The organism is Pseudomonas triticicola (assembly GCF_019145375.1).
In the GTDB taxonomy this organism is placed as follows: Bacteria; Pseudomonadota; Gammaproteobacteria; order Pseudomonadales; family Pseudomonadaceae; genus Aquipseudomonas; species Aquipseudomonas triticicola.
On record NZ_JAHSTX010000001.1, the window covers coordinates 2,544,866 to 2,568,639 of the forward strand.

Here is a 23,774-nt window from a genome sequence, read left to right on the forward strand (position 1 = left end):
GATTTTTGTTGCCGGTCAGATTGTCTTCGCGAGCAGGCTCGCTCCCACCTTTGAAAATGCATTGCCCTGTGGGAGCGAGCCTGCTCGCGAAAGCCGCGACTCGGTTTCAGCTTAGAGCTTGGCCGCTGGACGCCCCGGCTTCTTGGTCTGCAACAAATGCGAGAACACCGCATGCAGATCATCCGACGCGCCTTCCTCGTCGAGGTTGAGCTTGCTGTCGATGTGATCCATGTGATGCATCATCAGGTTCACCGCCAGTTCGCCGTCGCGCTTTTCAATGGCGTCGATCAACTGCGTGTGTTCGTCGTACGAACAATGCGAGCGGTTGCCGCTTTCGTACTGGGCGATGATCAGCGAGGTCTGCGACACCAGGCTGCGCTGGAAGCTGATCAACGGTGCGTTCATTGCCGCTTCGGCCAGCTTCAGGTGGAATTCGCCCGACAGACGAATACCGGCACCACGATCGCCACGGGAGAAGCTGTCGCGCTCGTCGTTGACCATCTGCCGCAGTTCGGCGATCTGCTCGGCAGTGGCATGTTGCACCGCCAGTTCAGTGATCGCCCGCTCGACCAGACGCCGGGCGAGAAACACCTGACGCGCCTCTTCAACGCTCGGGCTGGCGACCACGGCACCACGATTGGGCCGCAACAGCACCACGCCTTCATGGGCCAGACGCGACAGCGCGCGACGAATGATGGTGCGGCTGACCCCGAAGATTTCCCCCAGCGCTTCTTCGCTCAACTTGGTACCGGGCGCCAGACGCTGTTCGAGGATGGCCTCGAAGATATGCGCGTAGACAATATCGTCCTGGGTTCCGCTGCGGCCGGCTTTGCCTGCTCGCGGTTGTTTCTTGAGGGGTTGCAACTGTTCGTTCATGGGCACTCGAGTCGGGAAAACTGCGGCGAATAGACCGTGACTGTAATACGGCACAGTAGGTCGCTGGCAAGTATCGCGTAAAAAACAGCGCGATTGTACACAATGAATGGTGGCAACACGACTGTACGGCTGTTTGCGCCTGCGGCTGTATTGCAACGGTGAGTTACGTTTGAGTTTAGGCTTGATCGCAGAATCCGCTGCATGACCGCAATCCCCCGTGGGAGCGAGCCTGCTCGCGAAAGCCATTTTACATTCACTATGAATGTTGACTGACCTACCGCTTTCGCGAGCAGGCTCGCTCCCACAGAGGTTCTGTGTTGTGGCGGACATCTCCATTGCTATAAGGAACATCGCCGTCATGACCGACGCCACCCACGCCCGCTTGCGCCCTCTGGCCGACACATCGCCTTCCGCCATCGTCGCCGGCTTCATCGCGATGATGACCGGTTACACCAGTTCGCTGGTGCTGATGTTCCAGGCCGGGCAAGCGGCCGGCCTGAGCAGCGGGCAGATTTCCTCGTGGATCTGGGCGATTTCGATTGGCATGGCGGTGTGCTCGATCGGCCTGTCGCTACGCTATCGCACACCGATCACCATTGCCTGGTCGACACCCGGCGCGGCGTTGCTGATCACCAGCCTGGGCGGTGTCAGTTATGGCGAGGCAATCGGCGCCTATGTCACCTGCGCGGTGCTGGTGACGATCTGCGGCCTGACCGGCAGCTTCGAACGGCTGGTAAAAAAGATCCCGGCCTCTCTGGCGGCGGCCTTACTGGCAGGGATCCTGTTCAAGATCGGCAGCGAAATCTTCGTCGCCGCGCAACACCGTACCGGGCTGGTGCTGGGGATGTTCTTCACCTATCTGCTGGTCAAGCGCCTGTCGCCACGCTATGCCGTGCTCGCGGCGCTGCTGATCGGCACCGCGCTGTCGGGCTTCATGGGGCTGCTTGATTTCAGCGCCTTTCATCTGGAAGTGGCCACCCCGGTGTGGACCACCCCGCACTTTTCACTGGCGGCGACCATCAGCATCGGCATTCCGCTGTTCGTGGTGGCGATGACCTCGCAGAACATGCCCGGCATCGCCGTGCTGCGCGCCGATGGCTATAACGTCCCGGCCTCGCCACTGATCACCACCACCGGCATCGCCTCGCTGCTGCTGGCGTCGTTCGGCTCCCACGGCATCAACCTCGCGGCGATCAGCGCAGCGATCTGCACCGGCCCGCATGCCCACGAAGATCGCAACAAGCGCTACACCGCAGCGGTGTGGTGCGGGGTGTTCTACGGCATTGCCGGGGTGTTCGGCGCGACGTTGGCGGCATTGTTTGCGGCGTTGCCGAAAGAACTGGTGCTGTCGATTGCCGCGCTGGCGCTGTTCGGCTCGATCATCAATGGCTTGAGCATCGCCATGAACGAGGTGAAGGAACGGGAAGCGGCGTTGATCACGTTTATGGTCACGGCGTCGGGGTTGACGCTGTTTTCCATTGGTTCGGCGTTTTGGGGGATTGTTGCGGGGGTTTTGACGCTAGTGATTTTGAATTGGCGCAGAGCTTAAGATCAAAAGCCCTCACCCTAGCCCTCTCCCAGAGGGAGAGGGAACCGACCGTGGTGTTTTGGAAGAGGTGCGCCGACATGGGATACCGAGTCGAACTCGAATCCTGAAAAGCCCAACAATCGGCTCCCTCTCCCTCGGGAGAGGGCTGGGGTGAGGGGCGAGTCCACCACCAAACCCAAGCCGTACCACCCAAACACCGGACGAAAAAAAACGGCGACCCTCAGGTCGCCGTTTTTTTCAGTATCACTTAGCCGCGTTGATCGGCTTTTCCGGATACCACACGTCCAGCAGCGGACTGACTTCGTACTTGGTCAGCTCGGAGCGGTTTTTCAGCCAGGCTTCAACGGCAGCGCGCTGCTCTTCGTTGACCGAGCCACGCTTCTGCAGGCACACCAGACCGAAGTCGTCGCCGCCAACATAACCCAGACCGTTGGCTTCCATGGCTTCTTTGATGAATGCTTCGAGGAAAGCGTCAATGGCTTCTTCGGACAAGTCTTCTTTGAAGTCCAGGTTCAGTTCGAAACCCAGCTCTTGAAATTCATCAACGCACAGTTTTTTGCGCAGACGCTGGGAACGGTTAGTCGCCATTGGAACAATCCTCTTAAGTAATAACGGCCGGCACTTTACCAGTTTAAGCCGGCGATTGCCCGACTCTCTGGTCGCTGCGGCCGACCGCCTGTAAAAAAATAAGCGATTGGCCGGGCCTGACACGGCACAAGCTGTTAAAGCTTGGGGCATAATGCCGACACTTTCATGACCACTGAGGGCCTTTTCATCCATGTCCTCGTCTTTTTTCCCCTCTTTTGCAGGGTTTTATTGCATATGATCAAATCGTTGCGTCCACTGTTTCTCGCCGGCCTTCTTCTGCCTCTGGCCCTGCCTGTCTCCGCTGCCACCATCAACACTTCCCTCACCCCGAACGTCGAAAAAGCCCTCAAGGCCAGCAAGCTGCAGCCCACCGCGCTGTCGCTGGTGATGGTGCCGCTTGACGGTCCGGGCACGCCGACCGTGTTCAATGCCGACGTCTCGGTCAACCCGGCCTCGACAATGAAACTGGTCACCACTTACGCGGCGCTGGAAATGCTCGGCCCCAACCATCAGTGGAAAACCGAGTTCTATACCGACGGCGATCTGAGCGGCGGCATTCTCAACGGCAACCTCTACCTCAAGGGCGGCGGTGACCCGAAGCTGAACATGGAAAAACTCTGGCTGCTGATGCGCGACCTGCGCGCCAACGGCGTGACCCAGATCACCGGCGACCTGATCCTCGACCGCAACTTCTTCGTGCAGCCGCAACTGCCGGAATTCAACGATGACGGTAACGACGACAACAAGCCGTTCCTGGTCAAACCCGACTCATTGCTGGTCAACCTCAAGGCCCTGCGCTTTGTTGCGCGCAATGACGGTGGCCGCGTACTGATTTCGGTTGAGCCGCCGATTGCCAGCATCCGCATCGAAAACACCGTCAAGGCGCTGCCGTCCAAGCAATGCACCGGCGGCGTGCGCTACAACCCGGTGCCGCAGGCCGATGGCAGCGTGACCGTGACCGTCGGCGGCCAGTTGGGCGAAGGCTGCAGCTCGCAGACTTACCTGTCGCTGCTCGACCATGCGACCTACACCGCCGGCGCCGTGCGGGCGATCTGGAAGGAGCTGGGTGGCAGCATTCAGGGCAAGGATCGTCTGGCACCGACGCCGAGCGGCGCCAAACTGCTCGCCCGCGCGTACTCGCCGGATCTGGCCGAGATCATCCGCGACATCAACAAATACAGTAACAACACCATGGCCCAGCAGCTGTTCCTCAGTCTTGGCCAGCGTTTCCGCAACGATGCCGATGGTGACGACGCCCGGGCTGCGCAGCGCGTGGTGCGGCAGTGGCTGGCGAAGAAAGGCATCACCGCGCCGCATCTGGTGATGGAAAACGGCTCTGGTCTGTCGCGGGCCGAGCGGGTCAGCGCGCGTGAGATGGCCAACATGCTGCAAGCCGCCTGGCACAGCCCGTACGCCGCCGAGTACATCAGCTCGCTGCCGATTGCCGGCACCGACGGCACCATGCGCAAACGTCTCAAAACCACGGCGATGCGCGGTGAGGCGCATGTCAAGACCGGCACCCTGAATACCGTGCGCGCGATCGCCGGTTTCAGCCGTGATGTGAATGGCAATACCTGGGCGGTGGTAGCGATCCTCAACGACAAGGCCCCGTTCGGCGCCTCGTCGGTGCTCGATCAGGTGCTGCTGGATCTGTACAAACAGCCGAAACTGCCGCAGACCGCTTCGGTGCTGTAAGCGCGGCAGATTCATTTGTGGGAGCGAGCCTGCTCGCGAAGGCGTCAGTTCAGGCAGCATGTTCAGTGACTGTCACACCGCTTTCGCGAGCAGGCTCGCTCCCACAGAAAATCAGCGCCAGGTCCCCTCTGCCCCACAGGGTCAGGTGTCAGGTTGGAATCAGCTCATCTCCCGCTCAACCCGATCCCGGCCATTCTGCTTCGCCGCGTAAACCCCTGAATCAGCGCGCAGCAACAACGCATCCGCGCCCTCCCCCGGGCGCCAGCTGGCGATGCCGAAACTCGCGGTGACCACGCCGACCACGTCCACCGGCGCGCTACGCAAACCTTCCCACAACTCCATCGCCAGCATATAGGCGTGTTCACCGTCAATGTCCGGGCACAGCACCATGAACTCTTCGCCGCCCAACCGACAGAACACGTCGGTGCGGCGCAGGCGATGGCCGATCCGCTCGCAGACTGCCTGCAGCACGCGGTCGCCGACGGCGTGGCCGAACTGATCGTTGATGCGTTTGAAGTGGTCGATGTCGAGCATGATCACCGACAACTCACCGCCGCCACGCTCGACCCGGGCCATTTCGGTGGTCAGGCGTTCCTGGAAATAGCGGCGGTTGTGAATGCCGGTCAGCGAGTCGGTGATCGACAACGCGCGCAATTCTTCTTCCACGCGCTTGAGATCGGAGATATCCGAGATATAACCGTGCCACAGCACTCCGCCGCCCGGCAGCTCTTCCGGTGTCGCCTCGCCGCGCACCCAGCGCAGACCGCGCTCGGGCAGTTGCACGCGGTACTCCTCGCGCCAGGGGCTGAGGTTTTCCGCCGATTCGCGGATCGAGCTGCGCACGCGAATCGCATCCTGCGGGTGGATACGACTGAAGATCGCCTCGGAGTCGAGCAGCAGCACATCCGGCTCCAGCTCGTAGATTTCGCGGATACCATCGCTGGCGTAGATCACGCTGAAGCGTCCGTCGAATTCCATCTTGAATTGGTAGATGCCACCGGGAACATGGGCGCTGAGCTTCTTCAGCAATGTGTCACGTGCTGCCAGCACTTCGTGCACGCGTTTGCGCTCGGTGATGTCGATGCAGATCGCCAGATGACCGACCCACAGGCCTTGCTCGTCAAGCACCGGGGTGGCGAGCATGTTCACCGGCAGGTGACTGCCATCGCTGCGCACCAGCGTCCACTCGCGCGCTTCATGGCCGCCGACTTCGCCGCCCTCGACCAGCATCGCGTGGCAAGTCGGAATACTTTTGCCGTAGCGCGCACTCAACTCTGCCGAACGCGCCGCCAATTCCCGGGGCAAATGCAGGTTCTCCAGGGTCATCCGCCCGACCACTTCGGCGCTGCTGTAGCCGAGCATCTGCTCGGCGCCGGGGTTGAAGGTGTTGATCACCCCGCGCAGATCTGTGGCGATGATCGCGACCTGAGTGGCGGCATTCAGCACGCCGCGCAACTGACCGTGGGTGCCGCGCAGTTCCTGCTCGCGCTCGTGCAATTCCTGGGTGCGCACCTCGACCAGCCGCACCGCGCGCTGGCGCTGGCTGACCAGCACGTAAAGCAAGGCGCTGAGCAGTGCGCTGAGCAAGCCGCCCAGAATGATCACGCTGCCCACCGACGAATGGTTGGCCTGCATGAACGCTTCGCTCGGCAGGATATCGACCTGATAGTCGTGATCGGCCATGCGCAGCAAACGCGTCGCCGCCAGATCGCCGGGCACCGCCTCGTTGCTCGATTCGAACAGCGCTTCGTGCTGATCCTGGGTCGACAGGTCGAGAATGCGCACCGACAGGTAATCGTGCAGGGCATCGGGCAGTCCGTCGGCGAGCAACTGGCGCATGCTGATCACCGCCATCACATAGCCGAATGGCTGCGACTCTCCAGCGCGACTGACCGGCGCCAGCAGCAGCACACCACGCGCATACGACGGCTCGATCCCGACCAGATGCATCGGTTGCGACACCGCCATGCTGCCGAGCTGGTCGGCGCGTTGCAGGGTTTCGCGGCGCAAGGGTTGGGCGAGCAAGTCGTAGCCCAGCGGTGGCGCCAGTCGGCTTTGGGTTTGCGTGTAGAGCACCGGCACGTATTCCTCGCGCGGCGCCGCCAGTTGCAGCTCGCCCTTGGCGTCCAGTTCGCGAATCGTGAACTCGCTCAGGCCTTCGTCACGCACGCGTTGTTCGAACGCGGCCCGATCGGCGCCAGCGACTCTCGGGGCGTAGGTGTAGGCCTGGGTGCGCAGCAACAAGGGGCGGGAGTAACCGTCGAATTCGGCGCGGGACACCGATTCGGAGTTGGCGAAGAACCGCCGCAGACCATCGAGACGTTGCTCCTGGTCCTGAAAACGTTCGGCGATGCGGCTGTAGCGTTCGTTGGCCAGCAGTTGAAAGCGCTGACGCGATTGTTGCTGAAACTGGTTGAAAGTGCCCCACGCGAGCAGCCCGGTGAGAATCCCGCCGGCAAGCAACACCAGCAAAGCGACCAGCCAGGCTGAGACGTCTTCACTGATGAAACCGAGGATTTTCGGGCGCACGGGGTGCAACGGCATAAGCACGACTCACTCCGCCAGATTTGCGGGAAAACCCCATTGGCGGTGTGTGAGTTATAGCTATTAGCCACTAATTTAGCTAGCACCGCTGGATCCACCGAGCCGTTAAAAATCAACGCTCTGTGGATCCAACCAGTGAAAGCGTCAACGAGCCGTGATTTTCCAGGCGCGGTGGATCTTGGTATTGCGGGCGAAATCCGGATCAATGGTCTGCGCACTGATTTCCTCGACCGCATAACGCTCGGCGAGGTTTTCCTCCAACTGGAACTTGCGGAAGTTGTTGGAGAAATACAGCACGCCACCCGGTGCCAGACGCGCCATCGCCAGATCGATCAACTGCACCTGATCGCGCTGCACATCGAAAATGCCTTCCATGCGCTTGGAGTTGGAGAACGTCGGCGGGTCGATGAAGATCAGGTCGTATTCGTCGCGACTGCTTTCCAGCCACGCCATCACATCGCCCTGCTCCAGACGGTTCTTGTCCGAGAAGCCGTTCAGCGACAGGTTGCGCCGCGCCCAGTCCAGATAGGTTTTCGACAGGTCGACGCTGGTGGTGCTGCGCGCCCCGCCCTTGGCCGCGTGCACGCTGGCGGTCGCGGTGTAGCAGAACAGATTGAGGAAGCGTTTGCCGGCCGCCTCTTTCTGAATGCGCATGCGCATCGGCCGGTGATCGAGGAACAGGCCGGTATCGAGGTAGTCGGTGAGGTTGACCAGCAACTTCACGCCACCTTCATTGACCTCGACGAACTTGCCCTGCGCCGCCTGACGCTCGTACTGCTTGGTGCCGCTCTGCCGCTCGCGGCGCTTGACCACCACGCGGTTCTTGTCGACGTTCAACGCTTGCGGAATGGCCGCCAGCGCATCGAACATGCGCGCCGAGGCTTTTTCCGGGTCGATGGATTTCGGCGCGGCGTATTCCTGAACGTGCACCCAGTCGTGGTACAGGTCGATGGCCATCGCGTATTCCGGCATGTCGGCATCATAGACGCGGTAGCAATCGATGCCTTCGCGCTTGACCCACTTGCCCATCGCCTTGAGATTTTTCTGCAAGCGATTGGCAAACATCTGCCCACCTTCGCTCAGGCGCGGCTGCTCGATCACTGGCGCCGGGGCTGGCGTCGGCTTGATCGGGTTGCCGTTCTTGTTGAACTTGCGCTCTTGCGGCTCGTCCGGGGTCTGATCGTAAGCCGCTTGCTCGCGCTCGGCCTGACGCTGTTCCGGAGTGCGGCGTTCGCCAGTGACGAACTGATCGGGCAGAACCTTGATCAGCAGCAGCTTGCACGGCAGCGCGCCGTTCCAGAACGAATACTGCTTATGGCTGCGGATACCCATGCGTTTGCCCAGATCCGGGGCGCCGGTGAACACCGCCGCTTCCCAGTTCAGGCAGGCCTGACGCAGACGCTCGCCCAGATTCTGGTAGAGATACAGCAGGCTGGCTTCGTCACCGAGACGCTCGCCGTACGGCGGGTTACAGATGACCAGACCTTTCTGGTTCTGATCCGGGCGCGGCTCGAAGGTTGCCACTTCGCCCTGGTAGATCTTGATCCACTCGCTGAGGCCGGCGCGCTCAACGTTGTTGCGGCCCGGCTGAATCAATCGTGGGTCGGCTTCGTAACCGCGAATCCACAGCGGTGGCTTGGCCAGACCGGCAGCGGCACGCTCGACGGCTTCTTCGTGGAGTTTTTTCCACAGTGCCGGCACATGACCGAGCCACGCGGTGAAACCCCACTGCTCGCGACGCAGGTTCGGCGCCATGTCGGCGGCAATCATCCCGGCTTCGACAAGGAACGTACCGACACCGCACATCGGGTCAGCCAGTGCGCCACCTTCGGCGGCAATGCGCGGCCAGCCGGAACGGATGAGGATGGCGGCGGCGAGGTTTTCCTTCAGCGGCGCCGCGCCCTGCTGCAAGCGATAGCCGCGCTGGTGCAGGCTGTGGCCGGAGAGGTCGAGGGACAGAATCGCTTCGCCGCGATCCAGACGCAGGTGAATGCGCAGGTCCGGGTTGAGTTTGTCGATGGATGGACGATCGCCCTGCGGCGTGCGCAGTTTGTCGACGATGGCGTCTTTGACTTTCAGCGCGCCGAAGTGGGTGTTGTCGATGCCCGAGCCGTGGCCGCTGAACTCGACGGCCAGGGTGCCGTCGCTGAGCATGTGATCCTGCCAGTCGATGTCGAGCACGCCGTGGTAGAGGTCTTCGGCGTCCTTCATCGGGAAACGCTTGAGCACCAGCAACACACGGTTGGCCAGACGCGACCAGAGGCACAGGCGATAGGCGGTTTCCATGGTCGCCATGCCACGCACGGCGGAGGTGTGCTCGCGCGCTTCTTCAAGGCCAAGCCCGACGGCTTCCTCGATGAGCAGGCCTTCAAGGCCTTTGGGGCAAGTGAGGAAGAGTTCGAAACGATCGGACATGGTAATTCCAGAGCCTTTGGCTAGTGGGCCGGCAACGCATTGCCGACCCGGTTTTCAATCAGGCGCTTTTCTGAAAGAGCGCCCGCGTGGCACGAAGGTGTGCCGTTCCACCCCGCTGCTCGGGTTAAAAGAGCTTAGATGCCGGGACAGATAAAAAAGTTGGTGCAACAAAAAGACTGAAAGCGACCCTTCGTCGAATAGTACCCAAGCGCAATCGTGGGTCATTCTCACTAAAGGATTAACCCGCTGACTCAGCGGGGCGCCGATCATACCGGGGTTTGTGCATTGAACGTTGAATAAATACGCGGTTACTTATCGCCATAGCATCCTTTACGTTACGTGCTTATGACAAAACGATCATTCCCTCGGTGTGACTCATTGGTTAGAACTGAGCACAGGTTGACGTCGCAACGGCGTCAACACCTTGGCTCGCCACGCCGGCAGCGAGCCGCACGATGGCAGGTTATTTCTGCCAGACCTCAATTGAGGTCAACGCGACACTACAGTCAACAAGTGAGGGAAACACCCTATGAGAAGACTTAAGCGTGATCCGTTGGAAAGAGCATTTTTGCGCGGATATCAATATGGCGTTGGTGGCAAATCCCGTGAGCTTTGCCCATTTACTCTACCGTCGGTACGTCAAGCCTGGATCAACGGCTGGCGAGAAGGACGCGGCGACAACTGGGACGGTATGACCGGCACTGCGGGAATCCACAGACTCAACGAACTTCACGCCGTCGGCTGACACAGGGCATTTATTCCGACACGACAATCTGAATTTGCAATGAATTAACCACGCACGTCCTTCCCGGACGGCGGGCTACGGCCCAGGGGCTCCTTCGAGGAGCCCTTTTTATTGCCTGAAAACAGGGTTAACAGAGATCCATGTGGCGAGGGGATTTATCCCCGCTCGGCTGCGCAGCAGTCGCGAAGTCCGAACTTCAATTTACCCGGCATATCAATGTGCAAGGTTTGGGGCTGCTGGGCAGCCCAGCGGGGATAAATCCCCTCGCCACAAAGGCTCCGACAAGCCTCGGCAATCCTCAGCGCAACGCAGCGATCGCATCCACCGATTCACGAATCAGCGCCGGGCCTTTGTAGATGAAGCCCGAATAGATCTGCACCAGGCTTGCACCGGCAGTGATTTTCTCTGCCGCGTGCTTGCCCTCGGTAATGCCGCCAGCGGCAATGATCGGCAAACGCCCGGCCAATTCGCCCGCCAGCACTTTCACGGTATGGGTGCTCTTCTCACGCACCGGCGCACCCGACAGACCGCCCGCCTCGTCGCCATGCTCCATGCCTTCAACACCGACACGGCTCAAAGTCGTATTGGTGGCGATGACCGCGTCCATGCCGGTTTCGATCAACGCCTGGGCAACCTGCGCAGTTTCTTCGTCGGTCATGTCCGGCGCGATCTTGATCGCCAGCGGCACATGCTTGCCGTGACGCAGGGCCAGTTCGGCGCGACGGGTGGCCAGATCAGCGAGCAATTGCTTGAGCGAGTCACCGAACTGCAGGCTGCGCAGGCCCGGGGTGTTTGGCGAGCTGACGTTGACGGTGACGTAGCTGGCGTGGGCGTAAACCTTGTCCAGGCAGATCAGGTAATCGTCGACCGCACGCTCGACCGGGGTATCGAAGTTCTTGCCGATGTTGATGCCCAGCACGCCTTGGTATTTTGCCGCAGCGACCCGCGCCAGCAGGTTATCCACACCGAGGTTGTTGAAGCCCATGCGGTTGATGATCGCCTCGGCTTCCGGCAGGCGGAAGATCCGTGGTTTCGGGTTACCCGGCTGCGGACGCGGGGTCACGGTGCCGATTTCGACAAAACCGAAACCCAGTTGCGCAAAGCCGTCGATGGCCGCGCCGTTCTTGTCCAGACCTGCCGCCAGCCCCACCGGGTTCGGGAACTCCAGCCCCATGACGGTCACCGGCATTTTCGCCGGCGCCTTGCACAGCAAGCCGTTGAGGCCCAAACGTCCACCCGCGCCGATCAGATCCAGCGACAGATCGTGGGAGGTTTCCGGAGAAAGTTTGAACAACAGCTGACGGGCCAGGGTGTACATGGGCGGCAATGACTCGGGCGGCGAAAAGAGGCGGCGATTATAGCCGGGCATCGTCCCCCGGCGCGAGGCGCCTGCGCGAATCAGGCGACTGGCATATGCCTTGCACCACCCCGCTCATCAGTCTGCCGACCAATGACGGCGCGCAGGCCAGGACAATGGCGTCGTCCCCGGGTTTTGCCTGCGCAGAATCCGCGACGACGTTTTTTTTGAGGTAGCGTATGAACGAAACGTCCTTGGGGCCTCTGGCCTGGGTCAATGGCAGCGATGCGCCGGAAAAGAGCGCGATCAATCTCGGCTTCATGGCGCTGAGCGACTGCGCCTCGGTGGTGGTCGCCGCCACTCAGGGCTTCGCCCAGCCCTACGGCCTGACCCTGAACCTCAAGCGTCAGGCATCATGGGCCAACCTGCGCGACAAACTGGTCAGCGGCGAACTGGATGCCGCGCACAGCCTGTACGGGCTGATTTATGCGGTGCACCTGGGCATCGGCGGCGTCGCCCCGACCGACATGGCGGTGCTGATGGGCCTGAACCAGAATGGCCAGAGCCTGAACCTGTCCCATGGTTTGCAACAGGCTGGCGTGAACAGTCCTGAAGCGCTCGATCGGCATGTGCACCAAAGCCGCGCAAAACTGACCTTCGCCCAGACCTTTCCCACCGGCACCCATGCGATGTGGCTTTATTACTGGCTGGCGAGCCAGGGCATTCATCCATTGCAGGACGTCGACAGCGTGGTGGTGCCGCCGCCGCAAATGGTTGCGCACCTGCAAGCCGGGCGCATCGACGGCTTTTGCGTCGGCGAACCGTGGGCGGCCAGCGCCGTGCAGCAGGATCTTGGCTTCACCCTGGCGACCAGCCAGAGCATCTGGCCCGACCACCCGGAAAAAGTCCTCGGCTGCACCCGGGAATTCGTCGAGCAATACCCAAACACCGCGCGGGCGCTGGTCATGGCCATTCTTGAGGCCAGTCGCTTCATCGAAGAAAGCCCGGAAAACCGCCGCAGTACCGCGCAATTGCTCAGCGCCACCGAATACCTCGACACCCCCGCCGCGTGCATCGAGCCGCGTTTTATGGGTGACTACGCCGATGGCCTCGGCAATCGCTGGCAGGATCCGCATGCGCTGCGTTTTCATGGCGATGGCGAGGTCAATCTGCCCTACCTTTCCGACGGCATGTGGTTCATGACCCAGTTCCGTCGCTGGGGTCTGTTGCGCGAGGATCCGGATTATCTGGCCGTCGCCCGCCAGGTTCAGCGTCTGGATCTGTATCGCGAGGCAGCGAGCGCTGTCGGTATTGCGGCTTCGCACGCCGACCTGCGCAGCAGCCAGTTGCTCGACGGCAAGGTCTGGGACGGCAGCGATCCGGCGGGCTATGCGCGCAGTTTCAAACTGCATGCCCTGAACGACGCCGCCCCCCTTCTCGCCCAGCGCTGACAGGAGACCGCGAACATGTTGCGCATTCTGCTGATCAACGACACCGCGAAAAAAGTCGGACGCCTCAAAGCGGCGCTGACCGAGGCCGGCTTCGAGGTAATCGACGAGTCCGGCCTGACCATCGACCTGCCGGCGCGCGTCGAAACGGTGCGCCCGGACGTGATCCTGATCGATACCGAGTCACCGAGCCGCGATGTCATGGAGCAAGTGGTACTGGTCAGCCGCGACCAGCCCCGGCCGATCGTGATGTTTACCGACGAACATGACCCGGGGGTGATGCGTCAGGCGATCAGGTCCGGGGTCAGTGCCTACATCGTCGAAGGCATTCACGCACAACGGTTGCAGCCGATTCTCGATGTGGCGATGGCGCGCTTCGAGAGTGACCAGGCTTTGCGCGCGCAATTGCAGGCCCGTGACCAGCAACTGGCCGAGCGCAAGCGCATTGAACTGGCCAAGGGTTTATTGATGAAGATGAAGGATTGCAACGAGGAAGAGGCCTATACGCTGATGCGCCGCCAGGCCATGAGCCGCCAGCAGAAGCTGATTCAGGTGGCGGAGCAGATCATTGCCATGAGTGAGTTGCTGGGCTGAAATCTTCGCTGCAAATCAAGAGTCCCCTCACCCTAGCCCTCTCCCGGGGGGAGAGGGGACCGATCGGGGGATGCTCTCGAAGTACGCCAACCAGTGATTTCTGCAGTGAATCCATAATCGACTCGGTCGTTCAGGTCGATGTTTGACGTCAGACACCTCAAGTCAGTCCCCTCTCCCTCAGGGAGAGGGTTAGGGTGAGGGGCTTTTGCTTTTCAGCTGTTGGCACAAATCTCGCTATGTAAACCGCACAGGTAACCAACGGCGGTTGCCCCACCTACGACAAAGACGTCGCTCACCCCGTTCGCCCCCCCGGCGAATCAGGTAGCGGCGTTTTTGCGTTTTGGCCCCACAGAGCGGGGCCGGTGGTGCGGCCGTGAGGCGCTCCACCTGCTGTGCATGACTCCTTTCGAGACTCTTTTCAGCCGAGGTGCGCGATGAATTCAAGCTTCTGGAAATCCGGCCATACCCCGACCCTGTTCGCGGCCTTCCTGTATTTCGACCTGAGCTTCATGGTCTGGTACCTGCTCGGCCCGCTGGCGGTGCAGATTGCCGCCGACCTGCACCTGACCACCCAGCAGCGCGGCCTCGTCGTCGCCACGCCGATTCTCGCCGGCGCGGTGTTGCGCTTCGCCATGGGCATGCTCGCCGATCGCTTGTCGCCGAAGACCGCCGGGCTGATCGGCCAGGTCATCGTCATCTGCGCGCTGTTCGGCGCCTGGAAACTGGGTATCCACAGTTATGAACAGGCGCTGATCCTCGGCCTGTTCCTCGGCATGGCCGGCGCGTCGTTCGCCGTGGCCCTGCCGCTGGCCTCGCAATGGTATCCGCCAGAGCACCAAGGCAAAGCCATGGGCATCGCCGGCGCGGGCAACTCCGGCACCGTGTTCGCCGCGCTGCTGGCGCCAGTGATTGCCGCCGCGTTCGGCTGGAGCAATGTCTTCGGTTTCGCCCTGATCCCGCTGGTTTTGACCTTGGTGCTGTTCGCCCTGTTGGCAAAAAACGCCCCGCAGCGGCCGAAACCGAAAGCCATGGCCGACTACTTCAAGGCCCTCGGTGATCGCGACAGCTGGTGGTTCATGTTTTTCTACAGCGTCACCTTCGGCGGCTTCATCGGCCTGGCCAGCGCCCTGCCCGGTTACTTCAACGATCAATACGGTCTGAGCCCGGTGACCGCCGGCTACTACACCGCTGCCTGCGTGTTCGGCGGTAGCCTGATGCGGCCATTGGGTGGCGCGCTGGCCGATCGCTTCGGCGGCATCCGCACTTTGCTGGCGATGTACACCGTCGCTGCCATCTGCATTGCAGCGGTGGGCTTCAATCTGCCAAGTTCCTACGCTGCGCTGGCGCTTTTCGTCTGCACCATGCTCGGCTTGGGCGCCGGCAACGGTGCGGTTTTCCAACTGGTGCCGCAGCGTTTTCGTCTGGAGATCGGCGTGATGACCGGGCTGATCGGCATGGCCGGCGGTATCGGCGGCTTCGCCCTCGCGGCGGGCATGGGCGCGATCAAGCAAAGCACCGGCAGCTATCAACTGGCGCTGTGGTTGTTCGCCAGCCTGGGTGTGTTGGCTTGGTTTGGCCTGCACGGCGTCAAGCGTCGCTGGAGAACCACCTGGGGCTCGGCGGCAGTCACAGCGGCGCGGGTCTGAGGCCTCAATGGCTCTGCAACTGAGCTTCGCCGAAGCCAGCGCCACCGGCCCGCGCGCGGAGAATCAGGACGCCCTGCGCTCGGTGACACCGGCGCCGGCACTGGCGGTGAGCAAGGGATATCTGTTCGCCATCGCCGACGGCGTCAGCCAGTGCGCCGATGGCGGCCTCGCCGCGCGTTCGACCTTGCAGGCGCTGGCGCTGGACTACTACGCGACATCGGAAACCTGGAGCGCGGCCCAAGCGCTGGATCGCCTGCTGCTCGCGCAAAATCGCTGGCTGCAGGCCAACGGCGGCGGGCAACCGTTGCTGACCACAGTCAGCGCGCTGGTGATGCGCGGTCGACGCTTCACCCTCGCCCACGTCGGCGATTGCCGGGTCTATCGCTGGCACGCCGAGCGCTTGCAGCGCATCAGCGAGGATCACGTCTGGGAGCAACCGGGCATGCAACACGTGCTCAAGCGTGCGCTCGGGCTCGATCAGCATCTGGTCCTGGATTTCCTCGACGGCGAACTGCGTGAGGGCGAAAGCTTCGTGCTGCTCAGCGACGGCGTCTGGTCGACCCTGGGCGATACCGCGATCGCCGCGATTCTGCGCGATCAAGTGGATCTGCCCAGCGCGGCGCAAACCTTGGTCAACGCCGCGCATCTGGCCGGCAGTCAGGACAACGCCAGTGCCCTGCTGGTGCGCGTCGATGCGCTGGGCGAAGCGAGCATCGGCGATGCGCTGGTGCAATTGCAGCAATGGCCACTGCCGCCAACGCTGAAACCCGGGCAAGCGTTTGAAGGCTGGCAGGTGCAAGGCATCATCGGCCAGAGCCAGCAATCACTGCTGTATCGCGTGCTCGATAGTCAGGGCCAGCCTTGGCTATTGAAGACGTTGCCGGCGCGGCTCGCCGACGACCCGCAGGCCGGGCAGGCGCTGCTGTCGGAAGAATGGTTCCTCAAGCGCGTGGCCGGCCGGCATTTTCCGCAAATCCATGCCTGCACTCAGCGTCAACATTTGTATTACGTGATGCGCGAATACGCCGGGACGACGCTGGCCGACGTGTTTCAACACAGCGGCCCGTTGCCTTTGGCGCAGTGGCTGGACATCGCCGAACGGCTATTGCGCGCGGTCGGGCTGCTGCATCGGCGGCAGATTCTGCATCGCGACATTAAACCGGAAAACCTGCTGCTGGATGACGACGGCGAGCTGCGCCTGCTGGATTTCGGCCTGGCTTATTGCCCGGGACTGTCCGAGGACGCGCCGTCGACCCTGCCAGGAACACCTAGTTTCATCGCCCCGGAAGCGTTTCGCGGCGAACCACCGAGTGCACAACAGGATTTGTATTCTGTCGGTGTCACTCTCTATTACCTGCTCACCGGGCATTTTCCCTATGGCGAAATCGAGGCGTTCCAGCGGCCCCGATTTGGCGTACCGGTGAATGCCAGTCGCTATCGCCCGGACCTGCCGGAATGGCTGGCGCAAAGTCTGGAACGCGGCGTCGCCGCCGATCCGCAGCAACGCTTTGAAACCGCCGAAGAGTGGCTGCTGGTGCTGGAACAGGGTGAGCGGCAAAGTTTGAGTGTGCGGCCCCGGCCTTTGTTGGAACGGGAGCCGTTGAAGGTCTGGCGGACCATGGCGCTTCTGGCATTGCTCGGGAATGTGGTGCTGCTGGTTTTGTTGTTTCACAGTTGAACCGCACCGCGCCATTCGCGAGCAGGCTCGCTCCCACAGAGGATTTGTGAACACCACAGCCCCCTGTGGGAGCGAGCTTGCTCGCGAAGGCGGCAGCCCAATCACCACAACTCTATGTGCCTGAACGCTCCACGAACGGGCAACCCGCTTCGATTCGGTGCAAAAAATCAACGCTATAACCGCGCCTAACCAATAAAACCGCGCTTCGCGTAGTTGGCACAACCACTGCATTACCCTTTTCACCATACATAAAGCCCAACCTTCAACGACGAAGGCTGCGCTTCCCGAGAGAACGGGACCAGGACAAAGGCGTCCTCGCTAGGCAACTAGCGGGACGCCTTTTTTTGTTTGCGCAAAATTTGTCGAGCAAGGCCCGACGGCCCACCAGAGGCCAGCCGCAGCTCCCGGAGAACCTGATGAAAAAACTCAAACTGGTGATGATCGGCAATGGCATGGCCGGGGTGCGTACCCTGGAAGAACTGCTCAAGCTGAGCGACGAGCTCTACGACATCACCGTCTTCGGCGCCGAACCGCACACCAACTACAACCGCATCCTGCTGTCGCCGGTGCTGGCCGGCGAGCAGACGTTCGAAGAGATCGTCCTCAACGACCTCGACTGGTACCTGGAAAACAACATCAAATTGCTGCTCAACCGCAAAGTGGTGGAGATCGACCGGGTCAAACGCCGAGTGATTGCCGAGGACGGCACCGAAGCCGAGTACGATCGCCTGCTGATCGCCACCGGCTCGACCCCGTTCATCCTGCCAATCCCCGGCAACACTTTGCAGGGCGTGATCGGTTACCGCGACATCGCCGACACCCAGGCCATGATCGACACCGCCAGGACCCACAAGCACGCCGTGGTCATCGGCGGCGGCCTGCTCGGCCTCGAAGCGGCCAACGGCCTGATGCTGCGCGGCATGCACGTCACCGTGGTGCACCTCGGCGAATGGCTGCTGGAGCGGCAACTGGACAAGACCAGCGGCCAGCTTCTCCAATCGGCGCTGGAATCCCGTGGCCTGCATTTTCGCCTGTGCGAACAGACCCAAGCCTTGCACGACGCCGGCAATGGCCGGGTCGGGTCGGTGCAGTTCAAGAACGGCGACATCATTCCTGCCGATCTGGTGGTGATGGCCGCCGGCATTCGCCCCAACACCGAACTGGCAGAAAAGGCCGGCATTCCGTGCAATCGCGGGATTCTGGTCAACGACACCCTGCAAACCTACGACCCGCGCATCTACGCAATCGGCGAATGCGCCAGCCATCGCGGCATCGCCTACGGTCTGGTTGCGCCGCTGTTCGAACAAGCCAAGGTCTGCGCCAATCACCTCGCGCAACTGGGTTTCGCTCGCTATCAGGGCTCGGTGACTTCGACCAAATTGAAAGTCACCGGCATCGACCTGTTCTCCGCTGGCGACTTCATGGGCGGCGAAGGTACCGAGACCATCACCCTCTCCGACCCGATCGGCGGCGTGTACAAAAAACTGGTGATCAAGGATGACGTGCTGGTCGGCGCCTGTCTGTATGGCGATACGGCAGATGGTGGTTGGTATTTCCGGCAGATTCGTGAGAATCACGCCATCGGCGAGATCCGCGATCACCTCATGTTCGGCGAAAACGCTTTAGGCGACGTAGGACATCAGGGCCAGGACAAAGCCATGGTCATGGCCGACAGCGCCGAAGTCTGCGGCTGCAACGGTGTGTGCAAGGGCACCATCGTCAAGGCGATTCAGGAACACGGCCTGTTCAGCGTCGATGAAGTCAAGAAACACACCAAGGCTGCCAGCTCCTGCGGTTCCTGCGCCGGCCTTGTTGAACAGATCCTGATCAATACGGTGGGTGGCGCGGCCGACGTCAAACCGAAAAGCGAAAAAGCCATCTGCGGTTGCAGCGACCTCAACCACGGGCAGATTCGTCAGGCGATCCGTGAGGAACACCTGCTGACCATCGCCGAGACGATGAGTTACCTGAACTGGCGCACACCCAATGGCTGCGCGACCTGTCGCCCGGCGCTCAACTACTACCTGATTTCCACCTGGCCGGGCGAGGCCAAGGATGATCCGCAATCGCGTCTGATCAACGAACGCGCCCACGCCAACATCCAGAAGGACGGCACCTATTCGGTGGTGCCGCGCATGTGGGGCGGCGTGACCAACCCATCGGAACTGCGGCGGATCGCCGATGTGGCCGACAAGTACAACGTGCCGATGGTCAAGGTCACCGGCGGTCAGCGCATCGACTTGCTGGGGATCAAGAAACAGGATCTGCCCGGCGTCTGGAAAGACCTCGACATGCCGTCCGGCCACGCCTACGGCAAATCCATCCGCACCGTGAAAACCTGCGTCGGCAGCGAGTTCTGCCGCTTCGGCACGCAGAACTCGACGCAACTGGGCATCGAACTCGAGCACGACCTGTTCAACATGTGGTCGCCGCACAAAGTGAAGCTGGCCGTGTCCGGTTGCCCCCGCAACTGCTCGGAAGCGGGCATCAAGGACGTAGGAATTATCGGCGTCGACTCCGGCTGGGAGATGTACATCGGTGGCAATGGCGGGATCAAGACCGAAGTCGCCGAGTTCTTCGTCAAGCTCAAGACTGCCGAAGAAGTCCGTGAATACAACGGCGCGTTTCTGCAGCTCTACCGCGAAGAAGCCTTCTACCTCGAGCGCACCGTGCATTACCTGCAACGGGTCGGCATGGAGCACATCAAGAAGAACGTGCTCGAAGACGCCGAGCGGCGCAAGGCCCTGAATGAGCGCCTGCAATTCTCCCTGTCGTTCGAACAGGACCCATGGAAAGAGCGCCTGGCGCAGCCGCAACTGAAGAAAGAATTCGACGTGATCCCCGTGAAAAACCTGGAGGTGCCCGCATGAACTGGCTCGATATCTGTGCGCTGGAAGAGATCAACGCCCTCGGTTCGCGGATCATTGCCGGGCCGAAAGGTGACATCGCGATTTTTCGTACAAGCGACGACGAGGTTTTCGCCCTCGATGACCGCTGCCCGCACAAGGGCGGCCCGCTGTCGCAGGGCCTGATCTATGGCAAGCGCGTGGCCTGCCCGCTGCACAACTGGCAGATCGACCTGGAAACCGGCGAAGCCCAGGCGCCGGACATCGGCTGTGCGCACCATCATCCGGCGCGGGTCGAGAATGGCCGGGTGCAACTGGCCCTGCGGGACGCCATCTGATGAACCGCCAGACGACCGCCTCGACCTGCTGTTACTGCGGGGTCGGCTGCGGCGTACTGATCGAGCATGACGGCGAGCGCATCCTCGGCGTCAGCGGCGATCCGGCGCACCCGGCCAACTTCGGCAAACTGTGCAGCAAAGGCTCGACGCTGCACCTGACCGGCGACCTCGCCGCCCGCGCCTTGTACCCGGAACTGCGCCTGGGCAAAGGCCTGGCGCGCAGCCGTACTGACTGGGATACCGCCCTCGACCACGCGACCAACGTGTTCGCCGAAACTATCGCCGAGCACGGCCCGGACAGCGTGGCGTTCTACATCTCCGGGCAGTTGCTCACCGAGGACTACTACGCCTTCAACAAACTGGCGCGGGCGCTGGTGGGCACCAACAACATCGACAGCAATTCGCGGCTGTGCATGTCTTCGGCGGTGGTCGGCTACAAACGCAGCCTCGGCGCCGACGCGCCGCCGTGCAGTTACGAGGATCTGGAGCTGAGCGACTGCGTGATGATCGTCGGCAGTAACATGGCCTACGCCCATCCGGTACTTTTCCGTCGGCTGGAGGAAGCCAAATCCCGTCGCCCGCAGATGAAAGTCATCGTGATCGACCCGCGTCGCACCGACACTTGCGATTTGGCTGACCTGCATCTGGCGATTCTTCCGGGCACCGATGTCGCGTTGTTCCATGGGATTTTGCATCTGCTGTTGTGGGAAGACTGGATCGATCGCGATTTCATCAAGGCGCACACCGAAGGCCTCGCCGAACTCAAGACGCTGGTCCGCGATTACACCCCGCAAATGGTTTCGCAGCTGTGCGGCATCAGCATCGAGCAACTGCAGCAATGCGCAGAATGGGTCGGCACTGCGCCGAGCTTCCTGTCGCTGTGGTGCATGGGCCTGAATCAGTCCAGCGCCGGCAGCGCAAAGAACAGCGCGCTGATCAATCTGCACCTGGCCACCGGGCAAATCGGCCGGCCCGGTGCAGGACCTTTCTCCCTCACCGGTCAGCCAAATGCCATGGGCGGGCGGGAAACCGGCAGTCTGTCCAATCTGCTGCCCGGTCACCGCGATGCCGCCAACCCGGAGCATCGCGCCGAGGTGGCGGCGTATTGGGGCGTGGAGAGCTTGCCCGAGGCGCCGGGCCTGAGCGCCATCGAGCTGTTCGAGAACTTGCGCAGCGGCAAAATCAAAGCGCTGTGGATTGCCTGTACCAACCCGGCGCAATCGATGCCCGATCAGAGCGCAGTCCGCGCAGCGCTTGAGGCCTGCCCGTTTGTGGTGTTGCAGGAAGCCTTTCGCACCACCGAAACCGCTGCGTTTGCCGATCTGCTATTGCCGGCCGCCAGTTGGGGCGAGAAGGAAGGTTCGGTGACCAACTCCGAGCGGCGCATTTCCCACGTGCGCAAAGCGGTTGTCGCACCGGGCGAAGCGCGACCGGACTGGGCCATCACGGTGGATTTCGCACAGCGTCTGGAGAAACGTCTGCGCCCCAAGCAGCCAAGCCTGTTCGCTTTCGATCAACCTTCGCAGTTGTTTGATGAATTCAAAGCGCTGACCCGTGGGCGAGACCTGGATCTGTCCGGGATCAGTCATGCCTTGATCGACGAGATCGGTCCGCAGCAATGGCCCTTCCCTGCCGGCGCCCGCCAAGGCACGCCACGCTTGTACGGCGACGGCATTTTTCCTACAGCCAATGGTCGCGCGCGGTTCATTGCCGATCCGTACCGCGCCGCCAAGGAACAACGCGACGCGCGCTTCCCGCTGACTTTGATCACCGGTCGCCTGCGTGACCAGTGGCACGGCATGAGCCGCACCGGCACCGCCGCGCAATTGTTCGGCCACGTCAGCGAAGCCGTGCTGAGCCTGCACCCTGACGAAATGCGTCGGCACCGCTTGCAGCCCGGCGATCTGGTCAATCTGAAAAGCCGCCGTGGCGCGGTGATTGTTGCGGTCGGCAACGACGACAGCGTGCGTCCGGGCCAGGCGTTTCTGCCGATGCACTGGGGCGATCGCTATCTCAAGGGCGGCGTCAACACGCTGACCTTGCCGGCGTTTGATCCGCTGTCCAAACAACCGGAGCTCAAGCACAGCGGCGTGCGTCTGGAGGCAGTCAATCTGCCGTGGCAACTGTTCGCCTTGATTGAGGGTGATGTTCAACGGCATTTCGAGACGCTACGACCGCTGTGCGAGGCGTTTTCCTACGTGAGCCTCAGCCTTGTCGGTCGTGAGCGGCCAGCGTTGCTGATACGCGCTGCACACGGCAAGGCGCCGGATCCACAGTTGCTGGGTGAGATCGACCAGTGCTTGTCACTGCTGGATGGCCCGGTTCTGGCCTATGACGATCCGCGTCGCGCCATTGGCAAGCGAGTGCGCATCGAAAACGGCCGTATCACTGCGATTCGCCTGGCCGGCGAAACCCTTGCGCAACACTGGTTGCAGAGCCTGTGGCTGGAGGGCCGCGCCGACCAACAACTGCGGCGCTGGCTGCTCGCACCGATGAGCGCGCCACCGGGCGCTGTCGGCGCCATTGCGAGCGACAAGACCTTGTGCAATTGCGAAAACGTCAGTCTCAACACGGTCTGCGCCGGCATTCGCCAAGGCCTGGATCTGCAAGGCCTGAAAAAAACTCTCCGATGCGGTACGCAATGCGGTTCCTGCGTGCCGGAAATCAAGCGTCTGCTGGCTGCCGAAGCGCGGCCGGTCGCGGTCATTTAACGAGGACAACACCATGAATGCGAAAGTCTGGCTGGTGGGCGCAGGCCCTGGCGATCCAGAGTTGCTGACGCTTAAAGCGGTGCGCGCATTGCGCGAGGCCGATGTGGTGATGATCGATGATCTGGTCAACGACGCCGTGCTGGAACACTGCCCGACTGCGCGGGTTATTCCCGTTGGCAAGCGCGGCGGCTGCCGCTCGACGCCGCAGGCATTCATTCATCGCCTGATGCTGCGTTATGCACGCCAGGGCAAATGCGTCGTGCGCCTCAAGGGCGGCGATCCGTGCATTTTCGGCCGAGGTGGCGAAGAAGCGCAGTGGTTGCGCGAGCGTGGCGTTGAAGTGGAACTGGTCAATGGCATCACCGCTGGGCTGGCCGGGGCGACCCAGTGCGATATTCCGCTGACGTTGCGGGGCGTGGCGCGCGGAGTAACGTTGGTGACTGCGCACACCCAGGATGACAGCCAGTTGAACTGGCAGGCGCTGGCGCAAGGCGGGACGACGCTGGTGATCTATATGGGGGTGGCCAAACTGGGCGAGATTCGTGATCAGCTGCTCGCCGGAGGGATGGCGGCGGATACGCCGGTGGCGATGATCGAAAACGCCTCTTTGGCGCATCAGCGTGAATGTCGCAGTGATTTGACTGCGATGGCTGAGGATGCCTCGGCGTTTGAATTGAAAAGCCCGGCGATTCTGGTGATTGGTGCGGTGGCTGCTGTCGTGGAAGAGCAAAAGATCGCAGCCTTCGGCAGCTCCTACAGGACACATATGATCTGAATGTAGGAGCTGCCGCAGGCTGCGATCTT

The 23,774-nt window shown here is 61.7% G+C and carries 16 protein-coding genes; 11 read left to right on the plus strand and 5 right to left on the minus strand.

The window, feature by feature from the left end; genetic code table 11:
- Positions 1 to 111: 111 nt before the first annotated feature.
- Entirely contained in the window at positions 112 to 876 is a 765-nt protein-coding gene (locus KVG85_RS11265) for a GntR family transcriptional regulator (protein WP_007918375.1), read from the minus strand.
- 358 nt (positions 877 to 1,234) lie between these two features.
- Here KVG85_RS11265 and KVG85_RS11270 point away from each other — a divergent pair, with 358 nt between their 5' ends.
- Positions 1,235 to 2,425: a benzoate/H(+) symporter BenE family transporter gene (locus KVG85_RS11270; protein ID WP_217863901.1), complete on the plus strand. Its 1,191-nt coding sequence runs from the start codon at positions 1,235 to 1,237 to the stop codon at positions 2,423 to 2,425.
- Between the two features lie 243 nt (positions 2,426 to 2,668).
- On the opposite strand, the gene KVG85_RS11275 is transcribed toward KVG85_RS11270, so the two are convergent.
- Positions 2,669 to 3,013, minus strand: coding sequence for a YggL family protein (locus KVG85_RS11275; RefSeq protein ID WP_016773843.1), 345 nt, complete (start codon positions 3,011 to 3,013; stop codon positions 2,669 to 2,671).
- Between the two features lie 234 nt (positions 3,014 to 3,247).
- Between KVG85_RS11275 and dacB the strand changes: the two genes are divergently transcribed.
- The gene (dacB, locus tag KVG85_RS11280) at positions 3,248 to 4,708 is read left to right on the plus strand and encodes a D-alanyl-D-alanine carboxypeptidase/D-alanyl-D-alanine endopeptidase (RefSeq protein WP_024012313.1); all 1,461 of its coding nucleotides are present in this window, start codon (positions 3,248 to 3,250) and stop codon (positions 4,706 to 4,708) included.
- Between the two features lie 159 nt (positions 4,709 to 4,867).
- Here the strand turns inward: dacB and KVG85_RS11285 are convergent, their stop codons facing one another.
- On the minus strand, positions 4,868 to 7,252 hold the full coding sequence (locus KVG85_RS11285; RefSeq protein ID WP_217863902.1) for a sensor domain-containing diguanylate cyclase: 2,385 nt from the start codon (positions 7,250 to 7,252) through the stop codon (positions 4,868 to 4,870).
- A 144-nt stretch (positions 7,253 to 7,396) separates the two neighbouring features.
- A complete protein-coding gene (rlmKL, locus tag KVG85_RS11290; protein WP_024012311.1) occupies positions 7,397 to 9,667 on the minus strand; it encodes a bifunctional 23S rRNA (guanine(2069)-N(7))-methyltransferase RlmK/23S rRNA (guanine(2445)-N(2))-methyltransferase RlmL in 2,271 nt (756 codons plus the stop codon).
- A 529-nt stretch (positions 9,668 to 10,196) separates the two neighbouring features.
- Here rlmKL and rmf point away from each other — a divergent pair.
- Complete coding sequence (rmf, locus tag KVG85_RS11295; RefSeq protein WP_003223300.1) at positions 10,197 to 10,412, plus strand: ribosome modulation factor; 216 nt, start codon at positions 10,197 to 10,199, stop codon at positions 10,410 to 10,412.
- 298 nt (positions 10,413 to 10,710) lie between these two features.
- On the opposite strand, the gene KVG85_RS11300 is transcribed toward rmf, so the two are convergent.
- Positions 10,711 to 11,730, minus strand: a complete 1,020-nt coding sequence (locus tag KVG85_RS11300; protein WP_071171588.1) for a quinone-dependent dihydroorotate dehydrogenase — start codon at positions 11,728 to 11,730, stop codon at positions 10,711 to 10,713.
- A 218-nt stretch (positions 11,731 to 11,948) separates the two neighbouring features.
- Between KVG85_RS11300 and KVG85_RS11305 the strand changes: the two genes are divergently transcribed.
- From KVG85_RS11305 to cobA, 8 genes are all read left to right on the plus strand, one after another.
- Positions 11,949 to 13,160 (plus strand): CmpA/NrtA family ABC transporter substrate-binding protein, encoded by a 1,212-nt coding sequence (locus KVG85_RS11305; RefSeq protein ID WP_217863903.1) that lies wholly within the window; start codon positions 11,949 to 11,951, stop codon positions 13,158 to 13,160.
- A 15-nt stretch (positions 13,161 to 13,175) separates the two neighbouring features.
- On the plus strand, positions 13,176 to 13,751 hold the full coding sequence (locus KVG85_RS11310; RefSeq protein WP_217863904.1) for an ANTAR domain-containing response regulator: 576 nt from the start codon (positions 13,176 to 13,178) through the stop codon (positions 13,749 to 13,751).
- Positions 13,752 to 14,185: 434 nt separating this feature from the next.
- Complete coding sequence (locus KVG85_RS11315) at positions 14,186 to 15,397, plus strand: nitrate/nitrite transporter (RefSeq protein WP_016773839.1); 1,212 nt, start codon at positions 14,186 to 14,188, stop codon at positions 15,395 to 15,397.
- 7 nt (positions 15,398 to 15,404) lie between these two features.
- Entirely contained in the window at positions 15,405 to 17,075 is a 1,671-nt protein-coding gene (locus tag KVG85_RS11320) for a bifunctional protein-serine/threonine kinase/phosphatase (protein WP_217863905.1), read from the plus strand.
- 416 nt (positions 17,076 to 17,491) lie between these two features.
- Positions 17,492 to 19,945: a nitrite reductase large subunit NirB gene (gene nirB / locus KVG85_RS11325; protein ID WP_217863906.1), complete on the plus strand. Its 2,454-nt coding sequence runs from the start codon at positions 17,492 to 17,494 to the stop codon at positions 19,943 to 19,945.
- Complete coding sequence (gene nirD / locus KVG85_RS11330; RefSeq protein WP_016773836.1) at positions 19,942 to 20,259, plus strand: nitrite reductase small subunit NirD; 318 nt, start codon at positions 19,942 to 19,944, stop codon at positions 20,257 to 20,259. The genes nirB and nirD overlap by 4 nt, the downstream gene beginning before the upstream one ends.
- Positions 20,259 to 22,970 carry a nitrate reductase gene (locus tag KVG85_RS11335; RefSeq protein ID WP_217863907.1) on the plus strand — a complete coding sequence of 904 codons (2,712 nt, stop codon included), beginning with the start codon at positions 20,259 to 20,261 and terminating at the stop codon, positions 22,968 to 22,970. Before nirD ends, KVG85_RS11335 begins: the two co-directional genes overlap by 1 nt.
- Before the next feature lie 13 nt (positions 22,971 to 22,983).
- The gene (cobA, locus tag KVG85_RS11340; RefSeq protein WP_217863908.1) at positions 22,984 to 23,745 is read left to right on the plus strand and encodes a uroporphyrinogen-III C-methyltransferase; all 762 of its coding nucleotides are present in this window, start codon (positions 22,984 to 22,986) and stop codon (positions 23,743 to 23,745) included.
- Positions 23,746 to 23,774: the final 29 nt, after the last annotated feature.